General features: G+C 69.3%; 20 protein-coding genes and 1 tRNA gene. 3 read left to right on the top strand and 18 right to left on the bottom strand.

Annotated features, from left to right (window positions below; translation table 11 throughout):
* The 13 genes from NOCA_RS04985 to NOCA_RS04925 form a co-directional block, all read right to left on the bottom strand.
* Positions 1-966, bottom strand: a complete 966-nt coding sequence (locus NOCA_RS04985; protein WP_011754179.1) for an MCE family protein — start codon at positions 964-966, stop codon at positions 1-3.
* Positions 967-1,157: 191 nt separating this feature from the next.
* Entirely contained in the window at positions 1,158-2,204 is a 1,047-nt protein-coding gene (locus tag NOCA_RS04980; RefSeq protein WP_011754178.1) for an MCE family protein, read from the bottom strand.
* Positions 2,201-3,478, bottom strand: a complete 1,278-nt coding sequence (locus NOCA_RS04975; RefSeq protein WP_011754177.1) for an MCE family protein — start codon at positions 3,476-3,478, stop codon at positions 2,201-2,203. Before NOCA_RS04975 ends, NOCA_RS04980 begins: the two co-directional genes overlap by 4 nt.
* Before the next feature lie 4 nt (positions 3,479-3,482).
* A complete protein-coding gene (locus NOCA_RS04970; RefSeq protein WP_011754176.1) occupies positions 3,483-4,310 on the bottom strand; it encodes an MlaE family ABC transporter permease in 828 nt (275 codons plus the stop codon).
* Positions 4,311-4,316: 6 nt separating this feature from the next.
* Positions 4,317-5,102: an MlaE family ABC transporter permease gene (locus NOCA_RS04965; RefSeq protein WP_011754175.1), complete on the bottom strand. Its 786-nt coding sequence runs from the start codon at positions 5,100-5,102 to the stop codon at positions 4,317-4,319.
* A gap of 7 nt (positions 5,103-5,109) precedes the next feature.
* Complete coding sequence (locus tag NOCA_RS04960) at positions 5,110-6,063, bottom strand: ABC transporter ATP-binding protein (protein WP_041546213.1); 954 nt, start codon at positions 6,061-6,063, stop codon at positions 5,110-5,112.
* A 252-nt stretch (positions 6,064-6,315) separates the two neighbouring features.
* Positions 6,316-6,711 carry a 50S ribosomal protein L7/L12 gene (gene rplL, locus NOCA_RS04955; RefSeq protein WP_011754173.1) on the bottom strand — a complete coding sequence of 132 codons (396 nt, stop codon included), beginning with the start codon at positions 6,709-6,711 and terminating at the stop codon, positions 6,316-6,318.
* A gap of 77 nt (positions 6,712-6,788) precedes the next feature.
* Positions 6,789-7,475, bottom strand: a complete 687-nt coding sequence (gene rplJ / locus NOCA_RS04950; RefSeq protein ID WP_011754172.1) for a 50S ribosomal protein L10 — start codon at positions 7,473-7,475, stop codon at positions 6,789-6,791.
* A gap of 440 nt (positions 7,476-7,915) precedes the next feature.
* A complete protein-coding gene (rplA, locus tag NOCA_RS04945) occupies positions 7,916-8,638 on the bottom strand; it encodes a 50S ribosomal protein L1 (protein WP_041546211.1) in 723 nt (240 codons plus the stop codon).
* 81 nt (positions 8,639-8,719) lie between these two features.
* Positions 8,720-9,148 (bottom strand): 50S ribosomal protein L11, encoded by a 429-nt coding sequence (gene rplK / locus NOCA_RS04940; protein WP_011754170.1) that lies wholly within the window; start codon positions 9,146-9,148, stop codon positions 8,720-8,722.
* Positions 9,149-9,272: 124 nt separating this feature from the next.
* Positions 9,273-10,211, bottom strand: a complete 939-nt coding sequence (gene nusG / locus NOCA_RS04935; protein ID WP_158305628.1) for a transcription termination/antitermination protein NusG — start codon at positions 10,209-10,211, stop codon at positions 9,273-9,275.
* A 53-nt stretch (positions 10,212-10,264) separates the two neighbouring features.
* Positions 10,265-10,510, bottom strand: coding sequence for a preprotein translocase subunit SecE (secE, locus tag NOCA_RS04930; RefSeq protein WP_011754168.1), 246 nt, complete (start codon positions 10,508-10,510; stop codon positions 10,265-10,267).
* A 48-nt stretch (positions 10,511-10,558) separates the two neighbouring features.
* Positions 10,559-10,631, bottom strand: a tRNA-Trp gene (locus NOCA_RS04925).
* Between the two features lie 221 nt (positions 10,632-10,852).
* Between NOCA_RS04925 and NOCA_RS04920 the strand changes: the two genes are divergently transcribed.
* On the top strand, positions 10,853-11,755 hold the full coding sequence (locus NOCA_RS04920) for a LysR family transcriptional regulator (protein ID WP_011754167.1): 903 nt from the start codon (positions 10,853-10,855) through the stop codon (positions 11,753-11,755).
* A gap of 112 nt (positions 11,756-11,867) precedes the next feature.
* Here NOCA_RS04920 and NOCA_RS04915 read toward each other — a convergent pair whose 3' ends face one another.
* The 4 genes from NOCA_RS04915 to NOCA_RS04900 all read right to left on the bottom strand — a co-directional run bounded on the left by NOCA_RS04915 (position 11,868) and on the right by NOCA_RS04900 (position 16,217).
* Entirely contained in the window at positions 11,868-13,301 is a 1,434-nt protein-coding gene (locus tag NOCA_RS04915; RefSeq protein ID WP_011754166.1) for an NAD-dependent succinate-semialdehyde dehydrogenase, read from the bottom strand.
* Positions 13,298-14,317 (bottom strand): ornithine cyclodeaminase, encoded by a 1,020-nt coding sequence (locus NOCA_RS04910; RefSeq protein ID WP_011754165.1) that lies wholly within the window; start codon positions 14,315-14,317, stop codon positions 13,298-13,300. Before NOCA_RS04910 ends, NOCA_RS04915 begins: the two co-directional genes overlap by 4 nt.
* Positions 14,314-15,336, bottom strand: a complete 1,023-nt coding sequence (locus NOCA_RS04905) for a dihydrodipicolinate synthase family protein (protein WP_011754164.1) — start codon at positions 15,334-15,336, stop codon at positions 14,314-14,316. Before NOCA_RS04905 ends, NOCA_RS04910 begins: the two co-directional genes overlap by 4 nt.
* 71 nt (positions 15,337-15,407) lie before the next feature.
* Positions 15,408-16,217, bottom strand: coding sequence for an SDR family oxidoreductase (locus tag NOCA_RS04900; RefSeq protein ID WP_011754163.1), 810 nt, complete (start codon positions 16,215-16,217; stop codon positions 15,408-15,410).
* Positions 16,218-16,443: 226 nt separating this feature from the next.
* On the opposite strand from NOCA_RS04900, the gene NOCA_RS04895 reads away from it, so the two are divergent.
* A complete protein-coding gene (locus NOCA_RS04895) occupies positions 16,444-17,373 on the top strand; it encodes a VOC family protein (RefSeq protein WP_011754162.1) in 930 nt (309 codons plus the stop codon).
* A 95-nt stretch (positions 17,374-17,468) separates the two neighbouring features.
* On the top strand, positions 17,469-18,260 hold the full coding sequence (locus tag NOCA_RS04890; RefSeq protein ID WP_011754161.1) for an IclR family transcriptional regulator: 792 nt from the start codon (positions 17,469-17,471) through the stop codon (positions 18,258-18,260).
* Positions 18,261-18,278: 18 nt separating this feature from the next.
* Here the strand turns inward: NOCA_RS04890 and NOCA_RS04885 are convergent, their stop codons facing one another.
* Positions 18,279-19,517: an NAD(P)/FAD-dependent oxidoreductase gene (locus NOCA_RS04885; protein WP_049774225.1), complete on the bottom strand. Its 1,239-nt coding sequence runs from the start codon at positions 19,515-19,517 to the stop codon at positions 18,279-18,281.
* Between the last annotated feature and the right edge of the window lie 14 nt (positions 19,518-19,531).

Here is a 19,531-nt window from a genome sequence, read left to right as displayed (position 1 = left end):
TCAGCCACCCACCTGCGGCACCGGCGGCATGTTCTGGATGTAGGTGTCGAACCAGGGCCCGTTGCCGAGCGTGCTGGCGAAGACGCGGTAGAACGGCTCCATCAGGCGCAGGCTGTTGTCGAGGTTGTCCTCGTTCTTGTTGAGCACGGCCAGGACGTTCTCGAGGTGGGTCAGCGCCGGCTTGAGGTCGGCGCGGCTCTGCTCGATCAGCGCGGTCAGCTCCTTCGACAAGCGGGTGGTGGAGACCAGCAGGTTGTGCACCGCGTCGCGCCGCGCCACCAGCGCCCGGAACAAGACGTCGGAGTCCTTCATCAGGCCGATGATGTCGTCGTCACGCTCGTTGAGGACGCCGGTCACGCGCTTGAGGTTCGTGAGCAGACTGTTGATCTGCTGGTCCCGCGCCGCGATGTTCGAGGAGAGCCGGGAGACCCCGTCGAGCGCCTGGCGGAACTCCTCGGGGGTGTTCCGGCTGAGGTCGGCCAGCGTGGTCAGCGACTCCGCGAGCCGATCGGTGTCGATCCGCTCGGAGGTCTTCGCAAGCCCCGCGAACGCGTCGACGACGTCGTACGGCGAGCTGGTCCGCTCGACCGGGATCTCGGCTCCCTCGTCGAGCTGTCCCGCGCCAGCGGGCTGCAGGGCGAGATACATCGCGCCGAGCAGCGTCTTGACCTTGATCGCGGCGTGCGTGTCGTCGCCGAACTCCGACGCGGTGTCGACCCGGAACGTGACGCGCACGTGGTCGCCCTCGAGCTCGACGCTCTCGACCTTGCCGACCCGGACTCCGGCGATCCGGACCTCGTCGTTCGGCTCGAGCCCGCCGGCCTCGGAGAACGCGGCGTAGTAGGTGTCGCCGCCACCGATCAGCGGCAGGTCCTGGGCCCGGAAGGCGGCCAGCATCACCAGCGCGAGGACGACCAGGCTCACCGCCCCGACGATCACGGGGTTGCGCTCACGGAAGGGAGTCATCGGGGTCCCCTCGAAGTTGTTCGGGGGAACGAAGTGGAGGAGAAGAACTTCGTGGGGTGGTTCATCGGGGTCCCCTCGAAGTTGTTCGGGGGAACGAGGTGGAGGAGAAGAACTTCGTGGGGTGGTTCATCGGGGTCCCCTCGAGGTTGTTCGGGGGAATGAAGTGGAGGAGAAGAACCTCGTGGGGTGGTTCATCCGAGATCACACCTGTCTGCGACCTTGACGCCGTTGGGTGGGTAGTCGACGGGCACCGACTGTCCGCCCGGGAGGCGGATCCGACCCTGGAAGTGGCACAGGTAGAAGTTGAACCAGGACCCGTAGGTCGCGGTCCGGCCGACCTTGTTGAGCTTGATGGGCAGCACCTGCAGGGCCCGGTCCAGCTCGGCCTTGCCGTTGTCGAGGTTGCGGGCGACCTCGCGGAGCTGGTGGATGTCGCTGACGAACGGCTCACGGATGCCGTCGACCAGTCCGGCGGTCTGCACCGAGAGCTCGGAGATCTGGTCCAGGGAGCCGAGGATGGCCTGGCGGTCGTCCTTGAGTCCGCCCACGAAGGTGCGGAACGTGGTGATCAGCCGGCTCAGCTGGACGTCGCGGTCGCCGATGTGGTCGAGCACCTCGTTGAGGTTGTCGATCAGGTCACCGATCAGCTGGTCGCGGCTGGCCAGGGTCGAGGTCACCGAGGCGGTGTGCGCGAGCAGTCCCTCGAGGGTCCCGCCCTCCCCCTGGAAGACCTGGACGATCTCGTACGAGAGCTGGTTGAGGTCGGCCGGCGAAAGCGCCTGGAACAGCGGCTTGAAGCCGTTGAACAGGACGGTCAGGTCGAGGGCCGGCGAGGTCTGCGAGACCGGGATCGTCCCGCCCGCGGGCAGCGGGGCGACGTCGCCGATCTCGTCGGTGAGTGCGATGTAGCGCTGGCCGACGAGGTTGCGGTAGCGGATCGCCGCGTGCGTGGCCTGGCTGATCGAGGCGGAGTCGTCGACGTCGAAGGTGACCAGGGCACGGGTGCGGTCGACGACCTCGACGCTCTTCACGGTCCCGACCTTCACCCCGGCGATGCGCACGTCGTCGCCCTTCACCACGCCGGTCGCGTCGACGAACTCGGCGCGGTAGTCGTGCTTGCTGGAGAAGGTCAGGTTGCCGATCGTCGCGACGAGCACCGAGGTGGCCAGCGTCGTCACCACGATGAAGATCAGCAGCTTGGTGAGGTCGGCGCTGGTGCGCTGGTCGAGCATCTTCATCGCAGCGACACCTCCGCTCCGCGTGCCATCGGGCCGACGAGGAGCAGGCCCAGGTCGGGGACCTCAGCTGCCGGCACGCCGAGCGCGGGACCGAGCAGCGAGCGCAGGAAGTCGCTCTCGGCCGCCGTGCCGACGCGGGTCCGGAAGTACTGGTTCGGGGCCACGCGGGAGGTGCCCTTCCCGGTCGGCTCGTCCACGCCGTCGTTGAAGTCGGGCTGGTGTCGAACCGGGTTCGACTGCGACCAGGGCGGGTTCGGCAGGTGCAGGCAGGAGGGGCCCCGGTCCTCGCCGAAGTGCGGCCGGTCGTTGACGTTGTAGGGCCGTGGCTGGTGGGGCAGCGTCTCCAGGACGATGTGCAGCACGAAGCCGCGGAAGGCCTCGGCCTGGAGCTTGCCGGCGTTCACGATGCCGCGGGTCAGGCAGTTGTACTCGGGGGCGTACTTCGCGAACACCCGGAGCTGCTCCTGGCCGATCTTGCTGAACCGGATCAGGTTCTCGCCGTTGTCGTCGAGGAAGCCCCGCGCGGTGTCGGAGAAGGACGCCACGTCGTCGAACAGGGCGTGCAGCTTGACCTCCCGGTCCTCCAGGGTGCCGGTTGTCTTGACCGTGTTGTCGAGGATCTCGCCGATCTGCGGCAGCACGTCGGCATAGGTCTGAGAGACCTGGCCGGTGAGCCGGAGGTCCTCGATCAGCTGCGGGAGCTGGGGGTTCATCCGCTTGAGGTAGCTGTCGACCGTCTCGATGTTCTGGCCGAGCTGGTCGCCGCGGCCCTCCAGGGCGGTCGAGATCGCGTTCAGGGTCATGTTGATGTCGGCCGGCTGGACCGTGCGCAGCAGCGGGTAGAGGTCCGAGAGAACCTCCTCGACCTCGATCGAGACCGCGGTCCGGCTGATCGTGGCGCCGGCGGCGATGTGCTCGGAGGCCGGCTCAGCGGGCACCTCGAGCGCGACGTACTTCTCGCCGAAGAGCGTCTTCGGGACGATCGAGCCGGTCACGTTCGCGGGGATGGTGTCCAGCTGGCTCGGATAGATGCCCAGGGTCACGTCGGCGCCGTCCGGGGTCGGCTCGAAGTCGAGGACCTCGCCGACGATGACGCCGCGGATCTTCACGTCGGCGCGGACGGGCAGCTGCATGCCGATCTTCGACGTCTGCAGCGTCACCTCGTCGTAGTCGGCGAACTTCTTGCTGAAGACGGCGTAGGTCAGGTAGCCGCCCGCCAGCAGCAGGCAGAGGAACACCACACCCAGCACCTTGTGCCCAGCGATCAGCCGCACGCGATCACCCCGCCAGCCTGACGGTGGTCGACGCGCCCCAGATGGCCATCGACAAGAACAGGTCGATCACGTTGATCGCGACGATGCTCGTGCGCACGGCACGGCCCACGGCGACACCCACCCCGGCCGGACCGCCCGAGGCGGTGTAGCCGTGGTAGCAGTGGATCAGGATCACCGTGACCGCGAAGACCAGGACCTTGCCGAAGGACCACAGCACGTCGCCGGGTGGTAGGAACGAGTTGAAGTAGTGGTCGTAGGTGCCGGCCGACTGCCCGAAGAACTGGGTGACGGTGAGCCGGGTGGCGAAGTACGACGCGAGCAGGCCCACGACGTACAGCGGGATGATCGCGATCAGGCCGCCGACGATGCGCGTCGTGACCAGGAACGGCAGCGAGGGGATCGCCATCACCTCGAGGGCGTCCACCTCCTCCGAGATGCGCATCGAGCCCAGCTGGGCCGTGAATCCGCACCCGACGGTGGCGGCCAGGGCGATGCCCGAGACCAGGGGTGCGATCTCACGGGTGTTGAAGTACGCCGAGATGAAGCCTGCGAACGCCGCGGTGCCGAGCTGGTCGAGCGCGGCGTAGCCGGACAGCCCGACCTGGGCGCCGGTGAAGAAGGTCATCGCGAGGATCACGCCGACGGTGCCGCCGATCACGGCCAGCGCGCCGCTGCCGAGGGTCACCTCCGCGAGGATGCGGAGGATCTCCTTCTTGTAGCGCCGGATCGCGCGCGGCGTCCACGCGAGGGCCTTGATGAAGAACGCGAGCTCTTCACCGAGGCTGTCGAGGGTCTTCAGCGGCTTCACGTAGACCGCACGGATGCTGGCCATGGCGCCCTACCCGGTCTTCGGCGGGACGAGCTGGATGTAGATCGCACTCATCACGAAGTTGACGATGAACAGAAGGATGAAGGTGACCACGACCGACTCGTTGACGGCGTCGCCGACGCCCTTCGGACCGCCGGCGGCGTTCATGCCCTTGTAGCAGGCGACGACCGCCGCGATCAGGCCGAACACGAGCGCCTTCGCCATGCCCTGCCACAGGTCCGGCAGCTGGGACAGTGCGGTGAAGCTGGCGAGGTACGCCCCCGGGGTACCGTCCTGCAGGATCACGTTGAAGACGTAACCGCCGGCGACGCCGACGACGCTGACCAGGCCGTTGAGGAAGACGGCGACCAGCATGGCGGCCAGGACCCGCGGCACCACGAGGCGCTGGATCGGGTCGATGCCCAGCACCATCATCGCGTCGAGCTCCTCGCGGATCTTGCGCGCACCGAGGTCGGCCGCGATCGCCGACCCGCCGGCGCCGGCGATGAGGAGCGCCGTACCGATCGGCGCGGCCTGCTGGACGACCGCGAGCACCGAGGCGGAGCCGGTGAACGACTGGGCGCCGAACTGCTTGATCAGGCCGCCGACCTGCAGCGCGATCACCGCACCGAACGGGATCGCCACCAGGGCGGTCGGGATGATGGTCACCGAGGCGATGAACCAGGCCTGCTGGATGAACTCCCGCAGCTGGAACGGTCGCTTGAACAGCGCCCGCATCACGTCGAGGCCGAAGGCGAAGAACTTCCCGGCGGTCCCGACGGGAGCAAGCGCCCGGCTCGCTGTCAACGACGACATCGGCCGATCAGCCGCCCGTCGCCATCGACATGTTCTCCTCGAACGAGCCCGGCGGCGGGGTCACGCCGTGCTCCCGGCACCACTCACCCGGGGGCCGCTGGCTGCGCCGGGGGATGCCGTTGGAGGGCTCGAGCTGCAGCGGGATCGGCGGCAGCGGCGGCAGCTCCTGGTCCTTCTCGGCCTCCAGCTCGTCGGCGTCCTTCTCCTCGGACATGCCGATCGGGCCGACCCGCTGGGCGTTGAGGAACTGACGCACGACCGGCTCCTCCGAGGACAGCAGCATCTCGCGGGGGCCGAACATCGCCAGGTGCCGGTGGTAGAGCAGCCCGATGTTGTCGGGCACCTTCCGGGCGGTGTTGATGTCGTGGGTGACGATCAGGAAGGTGGCGTCGATCTGCGCGTTGAGGTCGACGATCAGCTGGTTGAGGAACGACGTACGGACCGGGTCGAGGCCGGAGTCGGGCTCGTCGAAGAGCACGATCTCGGGGTCGAGCACCAGCGCCCGGGCCAGGCCGGCGCGCTTGCGCATGCCGCCGGAGATCTCGCCGGGGAGCTTGTCCTCGGCACCGACCAGGCCGACCAGGTCCATCTTCTCCATGACGATGTCGCGGATCTCGGACTCGGACTTCTTGGTGTGCTCACGCAGCGGGAACGCGACGTTGTCGTAGAGGTTCATCGAGCCGAACATGGCGCCGTCCTGGAACAGCACGCCGAACAGCTTGCGGATCTCGTAGAGCTCCTTCTCGGAGCAGGTGGCGATGTCGGTGCCCTCGATCACGATCGAGCCCTGGTCGGGCTTCAGCAGCCCGATGAGGGTCTTGAGGAAGACCGACTTGCCGGTCCCGGAGGGGCCCAGCATCACGCAGATCTCGCCGGCGGGGACGGTCAGCGTGACGTCGCCCCAGATGAGCTGCTTGCCGAACGACTTGCTCAGGTGCTCGACCTGAATCTCAACGCCCATGACCGCCTTCGTCCCTCCATCGGCACCGCGCGCGCTCCCCCGGTCCATGCACGCCTGACACTCCCCGCTCCCACTGACCGGTAACAACGCCGGAGTAGCGGCGAGGTTACGCGTCGGTTTCCTTCCCCGCGACCCCCGATCTACACCTCGGACGCGCGCCCCGTCTGGACCGCAAATGGCACGAGGGGCGGCCCACCTGTCGGGTGGACCGCCCCTCGTGAGGGTCGAGCTAGGCGGCGAGTCGCCGCGACGTCACTTGAGGGTGACGGTGGCGCCGGCGCCCTCGAGGGCCTCCTTGGCCTTCTCGGCCGCGTCCTTGGCGACCTTCTCGAGGATCGGCTTGGGGGCCGCCTCCACGAGCTCCTTGGCCTCCTTGAGGCCGAGGGAGGTCAGCGCGCGGACCTCCTTGATGACGTTGATCTTCTTGTCGCCGGCCGACTCGAGGATGACGTCGAACTCGTCCTGCTCGGCGCCAGCGTCGCCGCCGGCGGCGGCAGCGCCACCGGCCGCGGGGGCGGCGGCAACGGCGACCGGGGCCGCGGCGGTGACGCCGAAGGTCTCCTCGAACTGCTTCACGAACTCGCTGAGCTCGATCAGCGTCATCTCCTTGAACGCGTCGAGGAGCTCGTCAGTGCTGAGCTTCGCCATGGTGGCGTTTCCTTCCATTCGTTGGTCCGGCAGCTGCTGCCACCGGGCCGGGTTTCAGGTGGTGGTTGCGCCGGGGCCTAGGCCTCGGCGGTGTCGCCCTCGTCGGAGGTCTCCGCGGCGGGGGCCTCAGCCTCCACGGCGGGAGCCTCGTCAGCGGGGGCCTCGGGCTGCTCGTCGACAGCCGGGGCCTCCTCGGCGGCGACCGGCTCGGCCGAAGCCGTGCCAGCACCACCTGCGAGGATCGAGGGGTCCTGCTCGGCCTTCGCCTGGAGCGCGCCCGCGAGACGGGCGGCCTGGGCGAGCGGGGCGTTGAGCAGGTAGACGGCCTGGCTGAGCGACGCGAGCATCGCGCCGGCCAGCTTGCCCAGGAGCACCTCGCGGGACTCGAGGTCGGCCAGCTTGGCGATCTCGGTCGCGTCGAGGGGCTTGCCGTCCAGGACGCCGCCCTTGATGACAAGGGTCGGGTTCGCCTTGGCAAAGTCACGCAGACCCTTGGCCGCCTCGACCACGTCGCCGTTGATGAAGGCGATAGCGGTCGGGCCGGTCAGCAGGTCGTCGAAGGCCGTGATGCCCGCCTCGGAGGCGGCCAGCTTGGCCAGCGTGTTCTTGACCACGGCGTAGTTGGCGTTCGCACCGAGGGAGCGCCGCAGTTCCTGCAGCTGCTTCACGGTGAGACCGCGGTACTCGGTCAGCACGGCACCGGCGGACTCGTTGAAGGACTCAACGATCTCCGCGACGGCCGCCTGCTTGTCTGCCCGCGCCATGGGTCTCCTTCCGGTGGTCGACCACCGGGAGCGAGGGGCCCGGGAAAGACGAACGCCCCGAGCACAGGCTCAGGGCGTGGACCCTCCGCGAGGAGGAACGTGCTCCGACACCTGCGCAGGCCGTCCGCGTCTCCGCGGAACCTTCGGTCGCACCACGTGCGTGGCGAGACAACCGGCGGTCTTTGGTTTCGTGGAGAACAGTACGGCGGTTCTGGTGGCGGAGCCAAATCGGAGCAATCGTGACCGTGGCACTGAGGGTCACTCCAAGACGTCATACGCCTCGAGCAACAGGTGCCACAGAGCAACAGGTAGCACCATCGGTATGACGTCCTGCGACCAGACCCCGGCGGCATCCCGACAGGTGCGTCCCTCCGGTCCGTCACAACGACGTCGACCCGCCCGGAGCACCGGGCGGGTCGACGTACGGGACTGCGGTCAGATCAGGGCTGGGCGTTCTCGTCCTCGAGCGCGACGTTGCGCGTCCGGTTCGGGTCGACCTGGATGCCGGGGCCCATCGTCGTGGAGACGGTGATCTTCTTGATGTAGCGGCCCTTCGAGCTGGCCGGCTTCAGACGGAGCACCTCCTCCAGCGCCGCGGCGTAGTTCTCCGCGAGCTGGACCTCGCCGAACGAGGCCTTGCCGATGATGAAGTGCAGGTTCGCGTGCCGGTCGACGCGGAACTCGATCTTGCCGCCCTTGATGTCGGACACGGCCTTGGCCACGTCCGGCGTCACGGTGCCGGTCTTCGGGTTCGGCATCAGGCCGCGGGGGCCGAGCACGCGGCCGAGGCGGCCGACCTTGCCCATCATGTCGGGAGTCGCGACCACGGCGTCGAAGTCGAGCCAGCCGCCGGCGACCTTGTCGATCAGCTCGTCGCCGCCGACGACGTCCGCGCCGGCCTCGCGGGCGGCCTCGGCCTTGTCGGCGTTCGCGAAGACCAGCACCCGGGCGGTCTTGCCGGTGCCGTGCGGGAGGTTGACGGTGCCGCGGACCATCTGGTCGGCCTTGCGGGGGTCGACACCGAGGCGCATGACCACGTCGACGGTCTCGTCGAACTTCTTCTTGCTGGAGGTCTTCGCGATCTTGATCGCGGCGAGCGGCGCGTAGAGCTCGTCCTTGTCGAACGACTCCGCCGCTGCGCGGTAGGTCTTGCTGCGCTGCATGAGCTTTCTCTTCTCTCTTCGAAAGATGTGGTGAGCGGGCCAGCGCGGCCCTGCCACGGATGTGCTGCTGGAAGACCAGCGTCAGTCGGTCGTGACGCCCATCGAGCGGGCGGTGCCCTCGACGATCTTCATGGCCGCCTCGATGTCGTTCGCGTTGAGGTCGGGCAGCTTGGTCTGGGCGATCTCGCGCACCTGGTCCTTGGTCAGCTTGCCGACCTTCTCCTTGTGCGGGACGCCGGAGCCCTTCTGCAGGCCCGCGGCCTTCTTGATCAGCTCGGCGGCCGGCGGCGTCTTCGTGATGAAGGTGAAGGACCGGTCCTCGTAGATCGTGATCTCGACCGGGATGACGTTGCCGCGCATGGACTCCGTCTGGGCGTTGTAGGCCTTGCAGAACTCCATGATGTTCACGCCGTGCGGACCGAGAGCGGTACCGACCGGCGGAGCGGGGGTCGCGGCTCCGGCCTGCAGCTGCACCTTGACGAGTGCGGCGATCTTCTTCTTCGGAGGCATTGCTTCTCTTTCTGTCTCGTGGTCATGACGAGGAGTACGTCGTACGCCTCTGCCACCTGCTGTCGCCCGATCTCACCCGGGCAACCTGTCTATTGTGCGGCGCGGTTCGCCGTGGGGCGAAATCTCAGACGCGCTGGATCTGGCTGAAGCTGAGCTCGACCGGGGTCTCGCGGCCGAAGATCTCGACCAGGGCCTTGACCCGCTGCGCCTCGGCGTTGATCTCGGTGATCGTCGCGTGCAGCGTGGCGAACGGGCCGTCGACGACCATCACCGAGTCGGAGACGTCGAAGTCCGCGACCTCGACCGGCTTCTTCGCCGCGGCACCGCCGGACGAGGCCGGAGCCCCCGCGGCGACCGCCTCGGCCTCGGCGCGGGCGACGACCGCCGGCGCGAGCATGTTCTCGACCTCGGACATCGACAGCGGCACCGGCTGGTGGCTGTGGCCGACGAACCCGGTGACCGACGGCGTGTGCCGCACCGCGGCCCAGGACTCGTCGGTCAGGTCCATGCGCACCAGGACGTAGCCCGGGAGGACGGTGCGGCGCACCATCTTGCGCTGGCCGTTCTTGATCTCGGCGACCTCCTCGGTGGGGACCACGATCTCGTGGATGTAGTCCTCCATGTTCAAGGAGATGATCCGGTTCTCGAGGTTCGACTTCACCCGGTTCTCCATGCCGGAGTAGGTGTGCACGACGAACCAGTCACCGGGCTTCGCCCACAGCTCGCGCCGGAACGCCTCGAGCGGGTCGCCGGGGTCGGCCTCGTCGGCCTCGGGGTCGGCAGCGGCCGCGTCCGGGCCGTCGTCGCCCTCGGCCGCGGACATCTCCAGGCTGCTCGCGCCGTCGTCCTCGGTGTCGTCGAGGCCCAGGGCCGCGTCGGAGTCCTCGTCGGTGACCTCGGCGTCCAGCCGCGGGTCCTCCTCGACCTCGGGGCCGTCGTTCGGCTCGCCGTACTGGTCCTCCAGAGTCGGGTCGACCCCGCCGGCCGGCTCCGGGGTGGCCTCCGGAGTGGACTCCGGGGTCGTCTCGTCGGTGTTCGCCGAGTCGTACTCCTGCTCAGACACGTACTGCTCCATCACGTTCGGGTGCTGCTCTGGTCGTCCGGCGAGGGCCGGAGTCAGGTGTCGGACTTGCCGGCGAAGATCGAGAAGACGAGCTTGCCGAAGCCGAGGTCGAGGACCGAGACCAGGGTCATGAAGAAGACCACGAACACCATCACCACGATGAAGTACGTGACCAGCTGCTCCTGGGTCGGGTAGACGACCTTGCGCAGCTCGGCGACCACCTGGCGGTAGAACGTGGGGATGCTCGTGCGTTGGGAGCCCCCGCCGCGCGATCCACGGACTGCCTTGCTGTCCGGCACGTCCTCCACCTCTCCTCGTTCGAGCTTGATCCGACCGATCCATCCTTGCAGGGCACGAGGGACTTGAACCCCCAACCTTCGGTTTTGGAGACCGATGCTCTGCCAGTTGAGCTAGTGCCCTCCGAGCGAATCCTCGCGCTCCGCATCACCACCCTGCGCAGGGCATGGCGAAGCAGCGTGATGATCCACCGGTGTCCTAAGCATAGGGGGTCGACCACGGCACCGCCTAACCTGCGGCGGTCGCCATCGCCACAGGTCGTGCCGAGCACCCGTAGGCTGGACGGGTGGGCGCGACGTGCCCGGGAGAGGAGCGCCTGTGGGTTCGGTGCGTCCGGTCTGCGCATGAACGTGACGAACGTCGATCTCAACCTGCTGGTCGCCCTGGACGCCCTGTTGACCGAGCGCAGCGTGACCCGGGCGGCTGAGCGACTGTCAGTCGGGCAGCCGGCGATGAGCGCAACCCTCGGCCGACTCCGCAAGCTGTTCGGCGACCAGCTGTTCGTGCGCACGGGTGGCGACATGGTCCCGACCGCCATGGGGCAGGCCCTGGTCGGACCGGTCACGGAGGCGATCCGGGCCGTCCAGGCGGTGCTGGACGTGGTGGACGCCTTCGATCCGACGACGGATCGACGGACCTTCACCGTGATGGCCAGCGACTACGTGGGACTCGTCCTGATCCGTCCCCTGGTGCGCAGGCTGAGTGTGGAGGCGCCCGAGGTGCGCCTGATCGTGCAGCCGGTGGCGGCTGACTACGAGGCGATGATTCGTCAGGGGCGGGTGGACCTAGCGATCCTGCCCGGCGAGATGCTCGATCCCGCGCCCGAGCTGCGGCGAGAGTCGCTGTTCCAGGACCGTTACGTGTTCGCGGTCGACGCGGACGACGCCAGCATCGGCGACCGGCTGACCATCGAGCAGCTGGCGTCGCACCGTCGCCTGGCCACCGGTGACCGCGAGCTACCGGCATTGGGCGACCGCCAGCTGGACGGCCTCACCCTCGACCCCGCGGCCGAGCTGAGCACCCAGACGTCCCTCCTCGCCCCGTTCTTCGTAGCCGGCACCGGGCTCATCATCCTGACGCTCCAGAGACTCGTGGACGAGCTCGGATGGGCCGGGATCAGGGCCGTCGAACCGCCGCTCCCCCTGCGAACCATCGACGAGTGCCTGTTCTGGAGCATCCGCCGCGACTCCGACGTCGGCCACCGGTGGCTGCGCCAGGAGATCCTGACGACCGCCCAACAGCTGTGACCGAGGCGCTGCGCCGGCGGGCGGACGCCGGCGCAGCGCCTCGGTCACAGCGGCGGGCGGAGGGCCTGGGGCGGGCGACGTCTCCTCGCAGGCTCCCCGTCTAGCCACCCGCCTACCGGTAGGGGATGGCCGTGTACTTCATCTCCGTGAACTCACGGAGACCCTCGGCAGCACCCTCACGGCCGATGCCCGACTGCTTGACCCCGCCGAATGGCGCGGCCGGGTCGGACACCACCCCGCGGTTGACGCCGACCATTCCCGAGCGGAGCCGACGAGAGACCGCCAGACCTCGGTCGAGGTCGCGGGTGTAGAGATAGGAGATGAGTCCGAACTCGCTGTCGTTGGCGAGGGCTACCGCCTCGGCGTCCTCGCCGAACCTCACGATGGGCGCGACCGGACCGAAGATCTCGTGCTTGAGGATCTCCGCGTCGGGCTTGACGTCTGTGAGGACGGTGGCGCGGTAGGAGTAACCCGGCAGGCCATCGTGGCCGCCACCGGTCGCGAGCGAAGCGCCCTCGCGCAGCGCGCCGTCGACCAGCTCCCCGACCTTGCGCTGGGTGTCCTCGTTGACGAGCGGCCCGAGCTCGACCCCCTCGTCCAGGCCGTTGCCGTGGCGCACGCCGGCCATGCGGGCCGTGAACCGCTCCACGAACTCGTCGGCCACCCGGTCGGCCACGTAGATCCGGTTGGCCGCCGTGCACGCCGAGCCACCGTTGCGCAGCTTCGCCACCATGAGGCCCTCGACGGCCTCTTCCAGGTCCGCGTCGTCCAGGACGACGAACGGCGCGTTGCCGCCGAGCTCCATCGAGGCTCGGACGACGTTCCTGGCAGCCAGCGCCAGCAGCTTGCGGCCCACCTCGGTCGACCCGGTGAAGGACAGCGCCCGCACCCGGGGGTCGCCGAGAGCGTGCTCGACCAGCTGGCCGGCACGGGTCGTGCAGACCACGTTCAGCACGCCGTCGGGCAGCCCAGCGTCGGCCAGCAGCTCGGCGAGGGCGAGCGCGGTGAGCGGGGTCTCGGCAGCCGGCTTGAGCACGGCCGTGCAGCCCGCGGCCAGCGCCGGTGCGATCTTGCGCGTGGCCATCGCCGCCGGGTAGTTCCACGGCGTGACCAGCAGCGCCACGCCGATCGGCTCCTCGGTGACCATGATCCAGTTCTGCCCACTGGGCGAGCGACGCATGTCACCGTGGGCCCGGACGGCCTCCTCCGAGAACCACCGGAAGAACTCCGCCGCGTACACCACCTCGCTGCGTGCGTCCGGGAGCGCCTTGCCGTTCTCCAGCACGATCAGGCGGGCCAGCTCCTCGGACCGCTCCGTCATCAGCTCCCAGGCCCGCCGCAGCACGACGGACCGCTCCCGGGCCGGGGTCTCGGCCCAGGTCTCGTGGGTTCGAGACGCCGCATCCACGGCGGCGGCCATGTCCTCGACCGAGCCGTCGACGACGCGGGCGAGGACGCCGGTGGTCGCCGGGTCGACCACGGCGAACTCACCGCGATCGCCTCGCGACTCCTGCCAACCGCCGTCGATCCACAGGCCGCTGCTCATGGTTGCTCCTTCGAGGTGGGTGCGAGTGGCTTGAGGTTGCGCTTGAGGTCCGTGAGGCTGTCGACGAACCGGCCGTCGAGCCCCGCCATGTCGTCGACGATGGCCTTGGCCAGGACGAGGTCCTGCTCGGGTGACCCGATCGACTTGTAGAGCGTCGTCCCGGCGGCGCGGGGGCCGGGGTCGGCGACGAAGTCGCCGAGGATCCGGACCCTCGACCGGTCGAGGCCGATCGAGGCGGCGTCCAGCGCGTCACCGGACTCCTCGAGCACGTCCGGGGTGTCGATGACCAGGACGGCCGCGCCGGCCAGGACCTCGCCGGGCAGCTCGCGCTGGTCAGGCATGGTCGACCCGATGGACAGCACCAGCGGGACGGCAGCCAGCTCCTCCGCGCGGACCACCACCGACGACGAACCGGTGCCGACGTAGACGACGTCGGCGTCCCGTGCCGCCGAGGCCGCATCGGGCACCGGGACGACCGGGATGCCCAGCTCGCCGCTCAGCCGCTCGGCGAACCCGGCACGGTTGGCCTCGTTCCGGCTGGTGACGTGCGCTGCCTTGACGGGCAGCGCGGCGGCCAGGGCACGGAGCCCGGCCTGCGCCTCGGCGCCCGAGCCGATGACCCCGACGGTGAGCGGACGCTCCGGCTGGCCGAAGTACGCCGTCGCGGCGGCAACCGCGCTGCCGGCCGTGCGCAGCGTCGTGATCATGGAGGCGTCGACGATGCCGAGCGGTCGCCCGTCCTCGGTGGAGAACAGGTGGATGGCGTAGCGCAGCACGCCGCCCGGCGAGTAGTGGAACTCCTTGTAGCCGAACACGCCGAGCGATGGCAGCGAGGCGGCGAGAACCCGCATCCAGCCGCCGGGCAGCCCGAGGTTGAGCCGCTTGACGGCCGAGCTGGGATCGCGCCGCATGTCGGCCGCGGTCCGGGCCGAGGCCAGGGCGAGCGCCGGCGTGCCGTGCCGCAGCACCTCCTCGGCGCTGACCACCCTGACCTTCGTGGCGTCCGGCTCGATCATGCCTGGATCCGTCCGCGGAAGAACTCGGTGTCCGGCTCGTCGGTGACGTCGAGGCCGCTGGCGATCGCAGCCGCACGCAGCGTGCGCATCTGCCGGTCCAGGAGCCGCATGTGCGGCGGCCGCACCGGGCCGCCGTTGAAGCCCTGCAGCCAGCCCTGGTACTTCCATAGCATTCGGTGCACGAAGACGGTGCCGCCGTTGGCCTCCTTCATCAGCGAGCCGGTCGCCTGCCGGGCCGGGTGCAACCGCCAGTAGATCTCCATGGCCTCGTCGTAGCGCTCCGGGTCCTGGAGCAGCTCGAAGTAGCGGGGCACATCGCCGCCGAAGTACTCGTAGTTGGACGTCCCCATCCACCGCATGCCGTAGGTCGTGATCCACGCCGGGGAGTTCATCTCCAGAGGGTCCGCGACGACCACATCGTCCGCGAACCGGCGGAACACGTCCGCGATGCCGGCCACGCCTGGTTCGGCCACCTCGTTCTTGATCGCCACGACGTTGGGCACGTCGTCGACGAGTCGCCGCAGCCAGTCGACCGCAAAGCCGGAGGGGTGCAGGCGCTCGAAGTTCCAGAGGTTCATCGCGAACACGATCAGACCGAGGTGACTGGCCTCGGCGAGGGCTCGCGTGTAGGCGACGACCTCCTCGCCGCTCTGCGGGTAGAACCCGATCGGGTAGGACGGCATCACCAGGTCCACGCCGGCCCGGGCGGACCGGCGGATCAGCTCGACGTTCGCCTCCACCGTGGGCTCGGCGGCCTGGAGGATCGTGATCGCCTCGCCACTCTCCGCGACGCAGATGTCGATGAAGCGTTCGAGCTCCTCGGGCGTGGTCCCGCACTCGGCCACGATGAGGAAGCCGCTGAACCCGAGCTCGAGCTCGTGGTGGATGTCGTGGACGATGGCTGCCTCGTTGAGCCCGGACATGTCCGACGTGAACGAGGGCATCACGCACCCGGTCACGCCACTCAGGTTCTGCCGGGCCCAGGCGCGGGCGTCGGTGGCGTTCTCGTAGCTGGCCACGAGGGTCTCCTTCGGTGGGGGCGCGAGCGCGCCGGAGTAGTCGGGTGCGGGGTGGATCGGTCGACCGCCGGTCAGGCGATCGAGAGGCCGCCGTCCGGGCGGACGACGTGACCGGTCAGACCCGTGCTCTGACTGGTCAACAGGTAGAGGTAGTGAGGAACGAGTTCCTCGGGCGTGAGGATGGTGCGCAGTGGATTGAGCGCACGGATGCCGGCCACCGAGTCCTCGACGTTCTCGTAGACCTGCTGCCGCCCCGTGGCCTCGCCGTCCGCCGCCACCCGGCTCAGCGGCGTCACCACCCCGCCCGGAGCGACCGCGTTCACGCGTACCGCGGGCGCCAGCTTGGCCGCGAGCGACCGCACCACACCGAGCGCGGCGTGCTTGGAGGCGGCATAGGCGATGCCGGCGCCGTTGCCGGACACGACGTACGACGCGTCGGACAGCGTGAAGAGCATGACGCCACCCGCTTGCGTCACCGCCTCGGCGGCCGCGCAGGCACCCACGACGTAACCGACCACGTTGACGTCGAGGACCGTGCGGGTGAGGTCACGCAGGGTGGCCGGGTCGGCATCGCGGACGTGCACGCCGCCGTCGTGCACACCGGCGTTCCCGATGAAGCCGTCGAGGGCCCCGAACTCGCGAAGGGCCAGCCGCACGGCCTCGAGATTGGCCTCCGGATCGGTCACGTCGCCGACGACGCGGTGCCGACGGCCGGGAAGGGCGATCAGGTCGTCGGCGGCGGCGAGCGGAACTCGGTCGAGCTCGACGACGTGACAGCCCACCGAGCGCAGACCCGCCGACAGCGCAGCTCCGATGCCGGTCGCTGCCCCGGTCAGGAGCATTGCCCGTCCGGCGAGCTCGTGGTCACCGGCCTGGGACACGGACCCTCCTCGTAAATTTGGATGCGTTGTTCATAATGCGAGCATTATGCTCGCATCGAGACTGACACGCTGTCAAGCGTCGTCCGGCTCGGACCGGCCCCCCGGGCCGGCCATCGAGGCGCACGGCGGCATCGATGCCGGCGATGGGGTGCATCAGCACGCGTGGATGGCCTGAGCCCCCCAGGGTTCCTAAGGTCGTCCCCGACGCAGACTCAGGAGGCATGACGTGGAACTCTCAGGCGGTGCGATCACGCACCTACGGCACGTGGGGATCGCGGCCCCGGACTTCGAGGACGCCGCGGAGTTCTACCGGGCCAAGTGGGGCCTGGTCCCGGTGGCCGAGGACAGCGGCATCGTCTTCCTCGGCTCGCCGGCCTCCCCGGAGAACTACATCCTCCGGGTCCGCAAGGACGCCGCCAAGCGGCTCGACGTCGTCGCGTTCGGCGCCCGGTCGACGGGCGACGTGGACGCCCTCGCGGAGTCCCTCGGGGGTCGCGGGATCCGGCTCGACCGGCAGCCCGGCGCACTCGACACCCCGGGCGGTGGGTACGGCTTCCGCTTCTTCGACCCGGACGGCCGCCTCATCGAGGTGTCCAGCGACGTGGAGACGCGGCCCGCCCGGTCGCTCGAGCCTGGCGAGTCGATCCCGCAGAAGCTGAGCCATGTCGTCTTCAACAGCACCGACGTACCGGCGACGAAGGCGTTCTACGAAGAGCTGCTCGGGCTGCGCCTCTCGGACTGGCTGGCTGACCAGATGTGCTTCCTGCGCAGCGGCGCCGACCACCACATCCTCGCCATCGCCCGGGGCCCGCACGTCTCGCTCAACCACATCTCCTTCGAGATGCGGGGCCTGGACGAGTACATGCGCGGCACGGGCCGGCTGATGCGCCACGGCCACGACATCGTGTGGGGGCCCGGCCGCCACGGACCCGGCGACAACACGTTCTCCTACTTCTTCGACCCGTTCGGCAACATCATGGAGTACACCACCGAGCTCGAGAAGATCCCCGACGAGGACACGTGGGTGCCCCGGGTCTTCGAGATCAACGAGGAGAACTCCGACCAGTGGGGCACCGCCAACCCGATCACCGAGGTGATGATCCCGGCACAGTTCAACGATCCCGATGACGGGCTCTGGACGTCCTCGCCAGTGTGAGAATGGGGGCAGGCCGTCGACTGGATATCCGCACTGTGGCTAGATTAGCCACAGTGCGGATATCCAGGTCCGCCGGCTCGACAGGATGGCATGCCATGAGTGAGACCAGCCCAGCCCCACGCGGCCAGCACGTGAAGTCGCTGTCGCGGAGCACGCTGGTCATGCGCGTCCTCGCGGACAAGCCCATGCGGCCCGCCGACCTCTCGCGCGAGCTGGACAAGCCCTGGGCGACGATCTACCGCGCGGTACGTGTGCTGACCGACGAAGGCATGCTCCAGCGCGATCCCGACACGGGCGAGTACTCCGTCGGTCCGATGATGTGGGCGATGGCAACCTCCTACATCCGCGACCACCCGGTTCTGGGCATCGGGCTCGGCCACCTCGAGCAGGCGCTGCCCCACGTACCCGGCCTGCTCAAGGTCACCGAGCGCAGCGGCTTCAACGCCGTCACGCTCTTCGCCGAGCAGAACCCTCAGGCCGCAGCGGTCACCCGGATCCGAGAGCAGTACCGCCTGCCGCTGCACTGCGCCTCGTTCGGGATCGTGCTGCTGGCACACGCACCCGCCGACTTCGTCGAGGGCTACCTCGCACGTCCGCTGGTGGCGGTCAGCCCGCGCACCATCACCGACCCCACGGCGCTGCGTAAGCGTCTCGCCGAGGTCCGCGAACAGGGCTACGCCGCGTCCCGGGCCGAGCTCCAGGACGACAACGGCTCGCTGTCGGTGCCGATCCGGCGCAAGGACGGCAGCGTCGCCGCAGCGCTCACCAGCGTGCTGCCTCTCCCGGTGCTCGACGACGCGGACGGGCAGGCAGTCCAGCTGAAGACGCTGTCGGAGACCGCCGGGCGGATCTCGGAAGCGCTGGGCTGGCGGGGGGCCTACGGCTGAGCCGGGCCGGCACTCGGGTCAGGCGCGAGCGGGGGCGGGCAGTCCTGCGACGAGGGCGCATGCGTCCGTCAGCGCGAGGCCGTCCTCCCAGGCGCGTCGCAGCCGCGCACTCAGCTGCGGTGCGCCGAAGGTGACCCCGCCGGTGAACCGCCCCCGGTCGGAGTAGAGCGCCACCGGGCGCTGCCCGTCCGAGGTGTCACGCCACATGACGTCGACTGCGTCCTCGCGCCCGCGGCGCCCGACCATCTGGATCTTGACGCCGTGCTGGTCGGACCAGAAGTACGGCGCCCGTGTCTGGGCTTGGAGGTCATCGGGGTGCACGATGTTGTGGGCCACCAGCTGGGCCTGCTGGAAGGCGTGCGTCCAGTGCTCCACGCGCCGGGACGTTCCCGTACGCACGTCATGCCAGTTCGCCACATCCCCGATCGCGTAGACACCCGGAACCTCGCGGACCCGCGAGAACTGGTCGGTCGCGACGCCGTCCGCGAGCGGGATCCCGGAGCCAGCCAGCCAATCGGTGTTCGGCACGCAGCCGATCCCCACGGCCACCGCACCCGCCGACAACACCCTCCCGTCACCCAGCTCGACCTCGGTGAGCCCGGTCGGGCCACAGCGCAGTGCAACGACGCCCGTGCCCGACACGACCTCGACCCCGTTCTCGGCGTGGAGCTGGGCCAGGAGGCCGCCGACCTCATCTCCGAGCACGCGCGAGAACGGCGCCGGCAAGGCTTCGACGATCGACACAGGGACGCCCAGACCCGCGGCGGTGGAAGCGATCTCGGCCCCGATGAAGCCGCCGCCGACCACGACCAGACCATGGCCGGAGTCCAGCGCCCCGCGGAGGGCGCTGACGTCGGCCAACTCGCGCACGGTGTGCAGGGCCACGGTCCGCGGGGCCGAGAGGGTGCGTGGCCGGACCCCGGTCGCGATGACCAGCGCGTCGTAGCCGAGCGTCGTGCCGTCGACGAGCGTCAACGTGCGGTTGGCCACGTCGACCCCGCCCGCGGCCACACCGAGGCGCAGCTCGATGCCTGCGCCACCCAGCTCCTCGACCGAGGCCAGCGCGATGTCCTCCACGCTCCACTCGCCGGAGAGCAGCTGCTTGGAGAGCGGCGGCTTGTCGTACGGCGCCACCTTCTCGGCACCGACGATGACGACCTGCCCGGTGAATCCCGCTGCCCGCAGGCCCTGCGCAGCCCGGGTCCCACCGACCGAGGAGCCGACGACCACCACCCGATCGGGGATCTGCTTGCTCATTCGCTGCCCACTCA

It is taken from the genome of Nocardioides sp. JS614 (assembly GCF_000015265.1).
In the GTDB taxonomy this organism is placed as follows: domain Bacteria; phylum Actinomycetota; class Actinomycetes; order Propionibacteriales; family Nocardioidaceae; genus Nocardioides.
Note: the sequence above shows the minus strand (reverse complement) of the source record. Positions and strands in the feature narration are given on the sequence as shown.

Coding starts and splice junctions, on each gene's coding strand:
- NOCA_RS04985 (WP_011754179.1), bottom strand. CDS start 966: ATGACTCCCTTCCGTGAGCGCAACCCCGTGATCGTCGGGGCGGTGAGC.
- NOCA_RS04980 (WP_011754178.1), bottom strand. CDS start 2,204: ATGAAGATGCTCGACCAGCGCACCAGCGCCGACCTCACCAAGCTGCTG.
- NOCA_RS04970 (WP_011754176.1), bottom strand. CDS start 4,310: ATGGCCAGCATCCGTGCGGTCTACGTGAAGCCGCTGAAGACCCTCGAC.
- NOCA_RS04965 (WP_011754175.1), bottom strand. CDS start 5,102: ATGTCGTCGTTGACAGCGAGCCGGGCGCTTGCTCCCGTCGGGACCGCC.
- NOCA_RS04960 (WP_041546213.1), bottom strand. CDS start 6,063: ATGGGCGTTGAGATTCAGGTCGAGCACCTGAGCAAGTCGTTCGGCAAG.
- rplL (WP_011754173.1), bottom strand. CDS start 6,711: ATGGCGAAGCTCAGCACTGACGAGCTCCTCGACGCGTTCAAGGAGATG.
- rplJ (WP_011754172.1), bottom strand. CDS start 7,475: ATGGCGCGGGCAGACAAGCAGGCGGCCGTCGCGGAGATCGTTGAGTCC.
- rplA (WP_041546211.1), bottom strand. CDS start 8,638: ATGCAGCGCAGCAAGACCTACCGCGCAGCGGCGGAGTCGTTCGACAAG.
- rplK (WP_011754170.1), bottom strand. CDS start 9,148: ATGCCTCCGAAGAAGAAGATCGCCGCACTCGTCAAGGTGCAGCTGCAG.
- NOCA_RS04920 (WP_011754167.1), top strand. CDS start 10,853: ATGAACGTGACGAACGTCGATCTCAACCTGCTGGTCGCCCTGGACGCC.
- NOCA_RS04915 (WP_011754166.1), bottom strand. CDS start 13,301: ATGAGCAGCGGCCTGTGGATCGACGGCGGTTGGCAGGAGTCGCGAGGC.
- NOCA_RS04910 (WP_011754165.1), bottom strand. CDS start 14,317: ATGATCGAGCCGGACGCCACGAAGGTCAGGGTGGTCAGCGCCGAGGAG.
- NOCA_RS04890 (WP_011754161.1), top strand. CDS start 17,469: ATGAGTGAGACCAGCCCAGCCCCACGCGGCCAGCACGTGAAGTCGCTG.
- NOCA_RS04885 (WP_049774225.1), bottom strand. CDS start 19,517: ATGAGCAAGCAGATCCCCGATCGGGTGGTGGTCGTCGGCTCCTCGGTC.